Raw genomic sequence first — 12680 nt, 5'->3', positions numbered from 1 at the left:
TTATTAATATGACAAACTTCTCACTATAGATTCAAGCGTTTAGCTTACTTCAGCACATATCTTTCGATATAAGCTTCTGCCAGAAAGTAAAAAGCCCCTACCAGGGTAGAGGCTTTTTATCTGACTAAGAGCCGTTATGCCAATTCAAGCAATACACTGAGTGCAACCGAGAAGATCGCACAGTCAACCAACTTGGTGGACTCAATATCAGTCAACGTATTATTCCAACGGGTCAGCAGATCCTTGTGAGATTCACTCCACTGAGCCAAACGTTGCTCTACTGTCTGATCAGATTCACTGCCACGCAGGACACTGAGTGTCAGGCCACGCTGCTGAGTATCCAGCTCGATACGGTAGCTGTTCTTCGCCAGTGCCTGCCAGTGGTTGGCAGCTTTGAACTCGCGAATCTTACGATCCAGTCCAACCAGATTCAGGTGCGTACCTAAACCAAAGTACGTCTGGGCTACAACTTCTACGCCTTCTTTCAGCTCAGATGCTACATCAATAACATCCAGTAACCAGTACAGACTTTCAGTCGCTGCCGCAAATGCTGCCAGACGTTCAGGAACACCTGCTTCCAGGTAATCATCATAGCGTTCAGCCATACGATTATCCGGTACTGTGTTACTGATCTTGCCAGCACTGGAAACCACTTCATCAATAGAGGCTTTATAGCTTTCCAGACAAGGTTCCAGTCTCAGACCATCGCGACGGTTACGCAATAACCAGTGGCTACCACGGGTCAGTAACTGAATCATGTCACGCATCATGGTGACCTGAATATCACATGTTACCTGATAATCCAGAGATTCAATTTCAGCCCACATAGTGTCAATGTCATACAGCTCACGCACAATCATGTAAGCCGCTGCAATATCACTGTAATCCAGACCCGTTGCTGTACGCAGGTTATTCACATAGGTAATACCCATACGGTTAACCAGATCGTTTGCAATCTGTGTTGCAGTAATCTCGCGACGCAGACGGTGATTACGCACGGCTTCCGGGAAATCGTTCAGTAATCGCTGTGGGAATGCGGTTTCCATCTCTTTCGAAAAGCTAGGATCATCAGTGATCCAGGAATTGATCAACGCCTGCTTCAGCTCGATTTTCGCATACGAAATCAGTACAGAAAGCTCCGGACGGGTAAAACCTAAACCTTGCTCTTTACGCTCTTGCAGTTCATCTTCGCTTGGCAGGAATTCAAGCTGTGGATCCAGCTTACCTTCCGCTTCCAGACGACGAATCAGACGGATGTAGTCATCCATCGTACCGGCTGCATGCAACTCAGCAATGTTAAGCGCCTGCGCCTGTCGGTAGTTATTTTTCAATACCAGTTCAGATACATCATCAGTCATATCACGTAACAGCTGGTTACGCTGCTTAACTGTCATATCACCCTGACTAACCAGTTCGTTAAGCAGAATCTTGATGTTAACTTCGTGGTCAGAACAGTCTACGCCACCGGCATTATCGATAAAGTCGGTATTTGATGAACCGCCATTCAGGCCAAACTCAATACGACCCAGCTGTGTGAAACCTAAGTTACCGCCTTCACCCAACACTTTACAGCGCAACTCGTTACCGTTAACACGCAAGCTGTCGTTGGCTTTATCACCTACATCTGCATGACTTTCTTTAGTCGCTTTAACATAGGTACCGATACCACCGTTCCAGATCATATCAACAGGTGCTTTAAGCAACCGGTTTAACAGATCTGTTGGTGCCAGGCGATCTTCCTGAATGTCAAAACGCGCTTTCATTTGCGGGCTGATCTTGATCCATTTGGCACTGCGCTCAAAAATCCCGCCGCCTTCGCTGATCAGCTTAGCGTTGTAATCTGTCCAGGACGAACGTGGCAGCTCAAACATCCGCTGACGCTCAACAAAAGATGGGGCAACATCTGGGTTCGGATCAATGAAGATATGCATATGGTTAAATGCAGCAACCAGACTGATTGTCTCGGATAACAGCATACCGTTACCAAATACATCACCCGCCATATCGCCGATACCGATAACCGAGAACTCTTCTTTCTGGGTATTAATGTCTTTCTCACGGAAATGACGCTTAACTGATTCCCAGGCACCTCGGGCAGTAATACCCATACCTTTGTGGTCATAACCCTGGCTACCACCGGATGCAAATGCATCACCCAGCCAGAAGTTATATTCCTCAGAAATGGAGTTAGCGATATCAGAGAAAGTCGCCGTACCTTTATCTGCTGCCACTACCAGATACGGATCGTCCTCATCACGACGTACGACATTATCTGGATAAACAATACCTGAACCTACCAGGTTGTCGGTAATATCCAGCAAACCGCGGATATACAGTTTATAGCACTCAATACCTTCAGCCTGAATCTCTTCACGGCTGCCATTAACCGGCATCTTCTTACAGATGAAGCAGCCTTTCGCACCTACAGGCACGATAACCGAGTTCTTAACCTGCTGAGCCTTAACCAGACCCAGTACTTCAGTACGATAATCCTCGGTACGGTCAGACCAGCGCAGACCACCACGCGCTACTTTACCAAAGCGCAGATGCACACCTTCCATACGTGGAGAGTATACGTAAACTTCAAACGCCGGCTTAGGCAACGGAATATCCGGGATAGACTGAGAATCAATCTTGTATGAATAGTATGACTTCGGCTTACCATCAGCAGCCATCTGGAAGAAGTTAGTCCGCAGAATCGCCTGAATAACCACTAAGAAGCGACGCAGAATCTTATCATCATCCAGACTTGCAACACCTTCCAGCGCTTCCAGAATACTGGTTTCAATCGCTTCAACGCGAGACTCATCGCCGGCACGCTCAGGATTCAGTCGCACATGGAACAACTCGGTTAACTGACGCGTAATCGGAATATTACGGTGCAGCACTTCCGCCATAAACGGCTGTGAATAACCAAAACGCAGCTGCTTAATATAACGCGCCATTGCCCGTAGCATAGCCACTTCACGCCACGCCAGATTACCGCCAATAACCAAGCGGTTAAATTTATCGCTGGCAGCCCGGCCTTCCCAGACACTGATAAAAGTATCCTGCAGGATAGTTTTAACCTGCTCAAGCTCAATGGCATCTTCCTGTCCGTAGCTCACCAGGAAGTCGCTTACCCAGTAGGTATTACCGTCTGCAGGTCTAATCTGATAAGGATGCTCGCTCATTACCCGCAAGCCCAGATCTTCCAGAACCGGAATGACATCAGACAGAACTAAAGGCTCGTTAGCGCTATACAGCTTAAATTTCAGAATGCCGCTGGACTCTTCGAATGAGCGGTAGAAGCTCATAGAGATCTTGCGATCTTCGTTCAGGCTATCCAGATGCTGGATATCTGAAACTGCATTACCGGTAGAAAAATTCTCAGTATAAGACGACGGAAACGCAGAACGGAAATCACTGTTATAGCGACTACCCTGCTCTTCACCGAAGGCTTCGATCAGATTCAGCTGTAAATCATCCGGCCAGGAGCGGGACATTTCCAGAATACGCGCTTCAATGGTTTTGATATCAACATCTTTCTGCTGTTCAGGATCCACATAAAGTACAAAATGAGTACGCGACAGAATCGATTCAGAAACCTGAGCATTTACTTCCGAATCCAGCGCATGGAAACCATCGACCAACAGCTTATGAATACGACGACGCAGCTGTGTCGTGTAAAGATCACGCGGAATATAATACAGGCATGAATAGAAACGCTTGCTGGAATCCTGACGTACAAACAAACAAGCCTTACGACGTTCCTGCAGGTTAAAGATACCCATCGCGGTTTCTTGCAACTCACCTGCATCAGCCAGCATCAATTCTTCACGAGGCATATCAATCAGATGCTGCACCAGCGCTTTATGGCTGTGGCCACCTGGCTCAAAGCCGCATTCAGACAAAGTCTGAACAACTTTACGACGCACCATTGGAATACTTAACGGCTTAGCAAAGAATACTGAAGACGTATACAAACCGTAGAAACGGTGAGCGCCGGTCAACTTACCTTTAGCATCAAACTGCTTAACAATTACCAGGTCACGATATGCAGGACGGTGAACAGTCGAACGAATAGTATCTTTACTGAAGCTAACCAGATCACTGTTGCTGGCAAACGCACGCTCACAGTCGGTCAGTACATGGCTGGCTTTTTTATCTGCCGCCAGACGACGAATACCCAGACGGCTTTTTACGTCTGCATTTTCAGTAATCTTTTCGCCGGCATGCTTATAGGCAATTTTTTCGTAACCCAGGAAAATAAAATGCTCGTCCAGCATCCAGTCCAGCAGCTTACGGGACTCTTTAATTTCCGGATTATTTGCGTCAGTTTCACGCAGCTCTTCTTTAACCGCCTGAACCTGATCCTGCAACTGACGGAAGTCCTTAACAACGTACTGAACATCTTCCAGAACACTTGCCAGCGTATCACGTAGCTCATCCAGCCATGCAGGATCTGAATCACGATCGATTTCCAGACAAATAACAGACTCCATACGCGCAGTTTCGCTGCGCTCACTCGGAGTTGTAACATTTGTCAGCTGATGCTTTTTATCACGTTCAACAGCCATCACACAGTTGTTGATATTATGAATCGCAACTTCACGACGATTCAGTTCCATACGAACCGAATCTACCAAAAATGGCATGTCAGAGTTGTGAATCTGAATCACTGTATGGTTTGAGTGCCAGCCATAATGTTCAAAATCCGGGTTAAAAACCCGTACTTCTGGCCGGGTACCGTCATAATTCTGAATGACTTGCCAGTATGAAAAAGCTGTTGAGTAGAGATCTTCCAGAGATTTGCGCTGCAAATCAGAAGGTGGGGAAACACTGAAAAACTGGTGAGCGTAGTGAGTAATGGACTGTGCGAGGGATGAATCGACCTGTGCACATAATTTTTCGGTCAACAGATCCATGATCTGTGCCTTGGTCAGACCAGCGAGTTGATGCATATATTTTTGACTCCAGATAGCAATTACGTCGCGCGAACTTGCTTTAAAGCCCTGGTCAGGAAATGCAATCTCCGAACCGGAGCTTTTTTATTATTATTCCTAGCGCCACTCTACCTAAGTCGTCTGGACGATTAAAGACACATCTAGTGAGTATTTGTCTTTTCTCGGCTTTTATAAGAAAAAATTTGCATTTGGCCCCCTCTCATCCACTGATTTGGTACCAAAAACGACTTTTTGCTTCAGACAACTTTTGCCATGTGACACTAAAGCGCTAAATTATATGAAAAAGTAACAAGTCTTTTTCCCTGTAATCTGAGAATATATAGGCGTATCCTTTTCGCAATCGCAGCATAGAATTACAAAAACATAAAAAGAAGCCTACACATGGACAATTTGGATAAGCTAGACATTGCAATCCTTCGTGAATTGCAAAAAAACGCCCGAATCACTATTACCGAGCTCGCATCACGGGTCGGCCTTTCGAAAACCCCATGCCAAATTCGCATGCGCCGTTTAGAAGAGCAGGGTTATATTCTGGGTTACATCGCCCTGGTTGATCAGAAGAAACTCGGCACTAAACATGTCGCCTTTGTTCAGGTATCTCTGAGCGACACCCGGACTAAAGCTCTACAGGCATTTAATGACGCTGTCCGGAGTATTCCGGAAATCGAACAGTGCCATATGATTGCGGCAAATTTTGATTACTTACTGAAAGTCCGCACCACTGATATGGAATCTTATCGGGCGGTTCTGGGTGAGAAAATTTCGTCACTGCCTTTTGTTACCCAAACCAGCACTTTCGTCGTAATGGAAGACGTCAAAGATATTGAAGCCAAGTTGGTATAAATGGCTGAGAATAAGTAGCTGATATAAACCGCTGACATCAAAGCAACAACTTAGATCAGTAATTTAGATAAGAGATAAAAATGAACCGCAAAGCCTTTTTACTGGCTATGTGCGTGGTACTGATGTGGTCTACAGTTGCCAGTGCATTTAAGCTGACCCTGACTCTTGTCACACCGCTGCAAATGCTTTGGCTGGCGGTCACTACCGGAGTCGCCATATTAGGTATTGCTGCCTGGAAGCAGCAAAAACTGTTACCTGCCTGGCAACACCTAAAGAAATCGCCGGGATTTTTTGTCCTGCTGGCGTTTCTTAATCCAACAGCTTACTACCTGATCTTATTTGCGGCCTATGACATCCTGCCCGCTCAACAGGCGCAGGCACTCAACTATACCTGGGCAGTCATGCTGAGCATGTTGGCAGTACCCTTTCTTGGCCAAAGCTTTACCCGTGTCAATTTGTTCAGCATCATCATCGCCTACGCCGGGGTATTGGTCATTGCGACACAGGGTGAACTTATGGCCCTGGACTTTAAGCAACCTCTGGGCGTTGCACTGGGCTTAAGCAGTTCAATTTTCTTCTCCAGTTACTGGATTCTTAATACCAAATACCCTCACGATCCGGTCATTACCCTTTTCTTATGCTTTGGACTTAGCCTGCCAATGCTATCGGCTATCATGTTCTGGCAAAACGGCTTTACCGATATTCCACTCGCGGCGATCGCCGGCGGTATTTATATCGGCGCCTTCGAAATGAGCTTCGCATTCTTATGCTGGATGAGTGCTTTGCGTCTGGCGACTAACACGGCGCAACTGAGCAACCTTATTTATCTGGCACCGCCCCTGTCACTGGTGTTATTGGCAGTCATTGTCGGTGAGGAAGTACTGTATTCAACCCTGGTTGGCTTTGCACTGATCATTGGCGGCGTATTATTACAACAGCTTAATCATCGCAAGGCTTCCGTATAGACAACGGCTTTACCTATGAAGCATCCACAAAAAAACCGCCTCGTAGGCGGTTTTTTTTCAGAGCGATAGCAACAATTAGCCCTGCATCAAAATCCGTAACATGCGACGCAGCGGTTCAGCAGCACCCCATAATAGCTGATCACCAACGCTGAACGCATTCAGGTATTCATCACCCAAATTCATCTTACGCAGACGGCCAACAGGTACACTCAAAGTACCAGTTACTTTCGCAGGCGTTAGCTCAGCAGCTGTAATTTCACGTTCATTTGGAATCACCTTAACCCAATCGTTGGCTTCAGCCAGCATTGCATTAACTTCATCCATAGGCACGTTTTGCTTCAGCTTAATCGTGAATGCCTGGCTGTGACAGCGCATTGCACCGATACGTACACAGGTACCGTCAATTGGTACCGGGCTATCAGACAGCCCCAGAATCTTGTTCGTTTCAGCGTACGCTTTCCACTCTTCACGGCTTTGACCGTTTTCCAACGGGCTATCGATCCACGGGATCAGAGAGCCAGCCAGTGGTGCACCAAAGTTTTCAGTTGGCAGACCAGTACGGATAATATCCGCAACCTGACGATCGATATCCAGAATCGCACTCGCAGGGTTTGCCATATCAGCAGCTACTGATTCGTTGATCATACCCATCTGAGTAATCAGCTCACGCATGTGACGTGCACCGCCGCCTGAAGCAGCCTGATACGTCATAGACGTCATCCACTCAATCAAACCGGCATTAAACAGGCCACCCAGGCCCATTAACATCAGAGAAACTGTGCAGTTACCACCAACGAAAGTCTTGATGCCATTGCTCAGACCATCTTTGATAACATTCATGTTTACCGGATCAAGTACGATAATCGCATCGTCTTCCATACGCAGAGAAGATGCCGCATCAATCCAGTAACCCTGCCAGCCTGCCTTACGCAGATCAGCATATACCTGTTTCGTGTAGTCGCCACCCTGGCAGGAAATAATGGCATCCATCTGTTTTAAATCATCAATGGATGTCGCATCTTTCAGCGCCGGAATTGTTTTACCAATATCTGGACCGGCCTGACCTACTTGGGATGTCGTGAAAAAGACCGGCTCTTCGATGTGATCGAAATCCCGCTCTTCCATCATGCGTTGCATCAGCACAGAACCAACCATTCCGCGCCAACCAACAAAACCTACACGCTTCATTGTATTAATCACCAAATTAAGGATTTAAAAAACGACAAAAGCCAGTGCGTAAAATATCCGCACCAGCCTGTCTGCCTCTGTTCAATTTTAACAGAGGAAACTTACTTCTTACTTACTAAGCCTCAGTAAGCGAACATAGTATTATGCAACATTTCTAATACATAAACTATATAGGCTTCATACGACTTTTACATAAGGCTGACATGAGCAAGATCAATCAAAAGCCCTATCCGAGTCAACCCGGCACTCATACTAAGGTCGCAACCTGGCAATAAGTGCCGTTTCTAAACCTGCCAGCAATTATGCCTGCAGCGCAGCAACTACTGCATCACCCATTTCACTGGTGCTTACTTTTGCCATGCCTTCAGACCAGATATCTGCAGTACGCAGGTTCTGATCCAGCACAGCACTGACAGCCGCTTCAATACGATCAGCAGTCTCGCCGGCACCCAGAGAGTAACGCAGCATCATCGCAGCTGACAGTATAGTCGCCAGCGGGTTAGCAACGCCTTGCCCTGCAATATCCGGTGCTGAACCATGACAAGGTTCATACATGCCTTTACCACTTTCATCCAGAGATGCAGAAGGCAACATACCGATAGAACCGGTCAGCATAGCGGCAGCATCAGACAAGATATCGCCGAACATATTGCCGGTTACCATCACGTCAAACTGCTTTGGCGCTCTTACCAGCTGCATTGCTGCGTTATCAACGTACATGTGGCTCAGCTCAACATCAGGATATTCTTTCGCCAGATCATCCATAATTTCACGCCACAGTACTGTTACTTCCAATACGTTAGCTTTATCTACCGAGCACAGACGCTTATCACGGGCACGGGCTGCTTCAAACGCTACCCGGCCAATACGACGGATTTCATTTTCGTCGTACACGTAAGTATTGAAACCTTCACGGATACCGCCTTCTTTTTCACGGATTCCACGTGGCTGACCGAAATAAATACCGCCTGTCAGTTCACGTACAATCAGAATATCCAGACCGGCAACAATCTCAGGCTTTAAAGAAGAAGCGTCTGCCAGCTGAGGATACAGAATTGCTGGACGCAGGTTACCGAATAATTCCAGATTAGAACGGATACCTAACAAACCTTTTTCCGGACGGATCTGAAAGTCAGGATTGGTATCCCACTTTGGACCGCCAACTGCACCTAATAAAATTGCATCGGCATTTTTAGCTGCTTCAAGCGTTGCTTCAGGCAGTGGCACACCGTCTGCATCGATAGCACAACCACCAACACGCGCTTCAGATAATTCCAGCGCCAGATTATCCTGTCCGTTTACCAGTTCCAGTACACGACGGGCTTCGGCAACAATTTCCGGACCAATGCCATCACCTGGCAGTATCAATACATTCTTAGACATTTATTAACCTTTATAATGTCGGAAGCTGCTGACGTAACAGCAACTTCAAAATCTAAACAGTGCTTTTAGCGAATCGCGTCAAACAACCACGGGCTGGCAGCGCGAGCTTTAGCCTCATACGCTTTGATATCATCAGCCTGCTGTAAAGTCAGACCGATATCATCCAGACCATTAAGCAAACAATGCTTACGGAAGTCATCAATCTGAAATGTCATTTCATCACCAGATGGCGTAACAACCACCTGACGCTCAAGATCAATCTTCAGTTCATAGCCTTCATTTTCAGCAACTTCAGTGAACAGCTGATCAACCTGAGCTTCTGAAAGTACAATTGGCAACAGGCCATTTTTAAAGCAGTTATTATAGAAAATCTCGGCAAAGCTTGGTGCAATAACTGAACGGAAACCATAATCATCTAACGCCCATGGCGCATGTTCACGGCTGGAACCGCAACCGAAGTTTTCACGGGCCAGTAAAACACTGGCACCTTTATAACGCGGTGCATTCAAAACAAAATCTTCATTAACCGGACGGCCGCTACTATCCTGATCAGGAAATCCTTCATCAAGGTAACGCAGTTCATCAAACAGGTTCGGACCGAAACCAGACCGTTTAATAGATTTCAAAAACTGTTTTGGGATGATCATGTCCGTATCGACGTTGGCACGATCTAAAGGTACGGCAATCCCACTGTGCTGATTAAATTTTCTCATGATTGCTTCCCCTTACCCCTGCTTGATCATTTCACGCACATCAACAAAGTGACCTGCGATAGCTGCTGCTGCAGCCATTGCCGGACTTACCAGATGCGTACGGCCACCAAAGCCCTGACGGCCTTCGAAGTTGCGGTTAGACGTAGACGCACAGTGCTCACCGGCACCTAATTTGTCAGGATTCATTGCCAGACACATAGAACAACCTGGTTCACGCCACTCCAGACCCGCAGCTGTAAAGATCTTGTCCAGACCTTCTGCTTCTGCCTGATCTTTCACCAGACCGGAACCCGGAACAACCAGCGCCTGGATAATGTTTCCGGCAACTTTCTGACCTTCAACAACCTTGGCAGCATCCCGTAAATCTTCAATACGGGAGTTGGTGCAGGAACCGATAAACACACGATCAAGCTTGATATCAGTAATTTTCTGATCCGCTTCAAGACCCATGTACTTCAACGCACGCTCAATACCATCTACCTTAACCGGATCAGCTTCATTCGTTGGATTAGGCACCAACTCAGATACACCCACTACCATTTCCGGAGATGTTCCCCAGGTAACTTGTGGCTCAATATCTGCGGCTTTAATTTCAATAACAGAATCAAACTCAGCGTCAGAATCAGATACCAGGTCCTGCCATGCAGCAACAGCCGCATCCCACTGTTCACCCTTAGGCGAGAAAGGACGGCCTTCAACGTAATTAATTGTTGTCTGATCAACAGCAACCAGACCTACGCGGGCACCCGCTTCAATTGCCATGTTACTAACCGTCATGCGGCCTTCCATGGTCATGTTACGGAATACATCGCCACCAAACTCTATCGCATAACCGGTACCACCAGCGGTGCCAATTACGCCGATAATGTGCAAAATAACATCTTTAGGTGTCACACCAATACCCAGTTCGCCATCAACACGAACCAGCATATTCTTCATCTTTTTAGTGATCAGGCACTGAGTTGCCAATACGTGCTCAACCTCAGAAGTACCAATACCGTGGGCCAAAGCACCAAGCGCACCCAATGTTGCAGTATGGGAATCGCCGCATACTGCTGTTACACCCGGCAAAATAGCACCTTGTTCCGGCGCCATTACGTGAACGATCCCCTGACGCTGATCGTTCATTTTGAATTCAAGAATGCCGAAATCATCGCAGTTCTCATCCAGGGTTTTCACCTGAATTTTAGAAACCGGATCAACAATCTCTTCAACGCCACCTGAACGCTCGGTCGTCGGTACGTTATGATCCGGCGTTGCAATGTTGGCATCGATACGCCACGGCTTTCGGCCTGCAATGCGTAGCCCTTCAAACGCCTGTGGTGAAGTCACTTCATGCAGTACCTGACGGTCAATGTAAATCAATGCACTGCCATCTTCATTCATGCGGACTAAATGTTGCTCGAACAACTTGTCATATAACGTCTTGCCAGCCATGTTTAGCTCCTGTCGGCATCAGGCTCACTTCCGAACCTAATTTTTGTCATTTTCGCCCGTCTGATGCGAGCTTCATAAGCCTTGCTCACTGTACAAAAATCTCCCTTCTTCAGGGCCAGTACTGTGACCAAGACTGCTTAGATAGCGCATATCCTAGTGCAAGGTTTTCGATAAAACAAATTCATATTTTTTATAGATTGAATTCCAAATTGGAATAGCAAATACTATTCATCAGATAGCACAATTTTTATGTGAAACATTCCTCATCAAACAGGGAAAAAATATGGACAGCAACAGCCTGCAAGCCTTCGTTACCGTTGCCGATAAAGAATCTTTTTCCCTGGCTGCTGAACAACTATTCCTGACACAATCCGCCATCAGCAAACGTATTGCGTTATTAGAAGAACAACTGGATATCAAACTGTTCGACCGCATAGGCCGTAAAGTCAGTCTCACCGAAGCTGGTAATACGCTACTGCCGCAAGCAAGACAAATATTACGCCAGTTACAGGATGCAAAACGCTCACTGCACGATCTGCAAGGTCAGGTAAGCGGTAACCTTTCAATGGCCGCCAGCCATCACATCAGCCTGCACCGCTTACCTCCGGTATTACGACGGTTCACCAAGGAATGCCCCGAGGTAGATCTGGACCTGCGCTTTGATGCATCAGAAATTGCCTATGAAGGCGTCCTTAAAGGCGACCTTGAGCTCGCACTCATCACCCTGTCGCCACAACCGCATAAACAAATCCATGCGCAGAAGGTCTGGGATGACCCCCTCCGTTATGTTGTCAGCCATGATCATCCGCTTGCAGGTAAACAGAAAGTCACTCTGGAAGAACTCACCGCTTACAGCGCTATACTTTCCGGCTCGGCTACCTTCACCCGTCAAATTGCAGCACAGCAATTCACTCACCCTGAACTGAGACTAAAGACAGCAATGTCGACTAATTATCTGGATACTATTCGGATGATGGTAAAAATAGGTCTCGGCTGGAGCCTGCTTCCTGACACTATGATCACAGAAGGTCTGAGCATTCTGAATGTCGATGCGCCACCGGTTACCCGCCAACTCGGCTATATCAGCCACAAAGAGCGTACTTTAAGTAAAGCAGCGCAACGCTTTATTGAAATGCTTGAAAGTAACAGCAGTACATAAGCAGCTATAAATTCGTTAAGCTAGCCTCAGGAATATATCCCCTGCT

The 12680-nt window shown here is 46.9% G+C and carries 8 protein-coding genes; 3 read left to right on the top strand and 5 right to left on the bottom strand.

Annotated elements, in window-relative coordinates:
• Positions 1 to 134: 134 nt before the first annotated feature.
• Positions 135 to 4943, bottom strand: coding sequence for an NAD-glutamate dehydrogenase (locus tag OCU49_RS09345; protein WP_261844711.1), 4809 nt, complete (start codon positions 4941 to 4943; stop codon positions 135 to 137).
• A 384-nt stretch (positions 4944 to 5327) separates the two neighbouring features.
• Here OCU49_RS09345 and OCU49_RS09340 point away from each other — a divergent pair, with 384 nt between their 5' ends.
• Together OCU49_RS09340 and OCU49_RS09335 are read left to right on the top strand one after the other, a co-directional pair.
• Positions 5328 to 5789, top strand: a complete 462-nt coding sequence (locus tag OCU49_RS09340) for an Lrp/AsnC family transcriptional regulator (RefSeq protein WP_261844710.1) — start codon at positions 5328 to 5330, stop codon at positions 5787 to 5789.
• An 80-nt stretch (positions 5790 to 5869) separates the two neighbouring features.
• Entirely contained in the window at positions 5870 to 6754 is an 885-nt protein-coding gene (locus OCU49_RS09335; protein WP_261844709.1) for a DMT family transporter, read from the top strand.
• A 75-nt stretch (positions 6755 to 6829) separates the two neighbouring features.
• Here the strand turns inward: OCU49_RS09335 and asd are convergent, their stop codons facing one another.
• The 4 genes from asd to leuC form a co-directional block, all read right to left on the bottom strand.
• A complete protein-coding gene (gene asd / locus OCU49_RS09330) occupies positions 6830 to 7942 on the bottom strand; it encodes an aspartate-semialdehyde dehydrogenase (protein WP_261844708.1) in 1113 nt (370 codons plus the stop codon).
• 300 nt (positions 7943 to 8242) lie between these two features.
• A complete protein-coding gene (gene leuB / locus OCU49_RS09325) occupies positions 8243 to 9325 on the bottom strand; it encodes a 3-isopropylmalate dehydrogenase (RefSeq protein WP_261844707.1) in 1083 nt (360 codons plus the stop codon).
• A gap of 65 nt (positions 9326 to 9390) precedes the next feature.
• The gene (leuD, locus tag OCU49_RS09320; RefSeq protein WP_261844706.1) at positions 9391 to 10038 is read right to left on the bottom strand and encodes a 3-isopropylmalate dehydratase small subunit; all 648 of its coding nucleotides are present in this window, start codon (positions 10036 to 10038) and stop codon (positions 9391 to 9393) included.
• A gap of 12 nt (positions 10039 to 10050) precedes the next feature.
• On the bottom strand, positions 10051 to 11475 hold the full coding sequence (gene leuC, locus OCU49_RS09315) for a 3-isopropylmalate dehydratase large subunit (protein WP_261844705.1): 1425 nt from the start codon (positions 11473 to 11475) through the stop codon (positions 10051 to 10053).
• A 283-nt stretch (positions 11476 to 11758) separates the two neighbouring features.
• On the opposite strand from leuC, the gene OCU49_RS09310 reads away from it, so the two are divergent.
• Positions 11759 to 12634, top strand: a complete 876-nt coding sequence (locus tag OCU49_RS09310; RefSeq protein WP_261844704.1) for a LysR family transcriptional regulator — start codon at positions 11759 to 11761, stop codon at positions 12632 to 12634.
• The last annotated feature ends 46 nt before the right edge of the window (positions 12635 to 12680 follow it).

The organism is Aliamphritea ceti (assembly GCF_024347215.1).
GTDB lineage: Bacteria > Pseudomonadota > Gammaproteobacteria > Pseudomonadales > Balneatricaceae > Amphritea > Amphritea ceti.
Note: the sequence above shows the minus strand (reverse complement) of the source record. Positions and strands in the feature narration are given on the sequence as shown.

What these genes read in the sequence shown, in the direction of transcription:
- OCU49_RS09345 (WP_261844711.1), bottom strand. Translation starts at nt 4,943, where the DNA reads ATGCATCAACTCGCTGGTCTGACCAAGGCACAGATCATGGATCTGTTG.
- OCU49_RS09340 (WP_261844710.1), top strand. Translation starts at nt 5,328, where the DNA reads ATGGACAATTTGGATAAGCTAGACATTGCAATCCTTCGTGAATTGCAA.
- OCU49_RS09335 (WP_261844709.1), top strand. Translation starts at nt 5,870, where the DNA reads ATGAACCGCAAAGCCTTTTTACTGGCTATGTGCGTGGTACTGATGTGG.
- asd (WP_261844708.1), bottom strand. Translation starts at nt 7,942, where the DNA reads ATGAAGCGTGTAGGTTTTGTTGGTTGGCGCGGAATGGTTGGTTCTGTG.
- leuB (WP_261844707.1), bottom strand. Translation starts at nt 9,325, where the DNA reads ATGTCTAAGAATGTATTGATACTGCCAGGTGATGGCATTGGTCCGGAA.
- leuD (WP_261844706.1), bottom strand. Translation starts at nt 10,038, where the DNA reads ATGAGAAAATTTAATCAGCACAGTGGGATTGCCGTACCTTTAGATCGT.
- leuC (WP_261844705.1), bottom strand. Translation starts at nt 11,475, where the DNA reads ATGGCTGGCAAGACGTTATATGACAAGTTGTTCGAGCAACATTTAGTC.
- OCU49_RS09310 (WP_261844704.1), top strand. Translation starts at nt 11,759, where the DNA reads ATGGACAGCAACAGCCTGCAAGCCTTCGTTACCGTTGCCGATAAAGAA.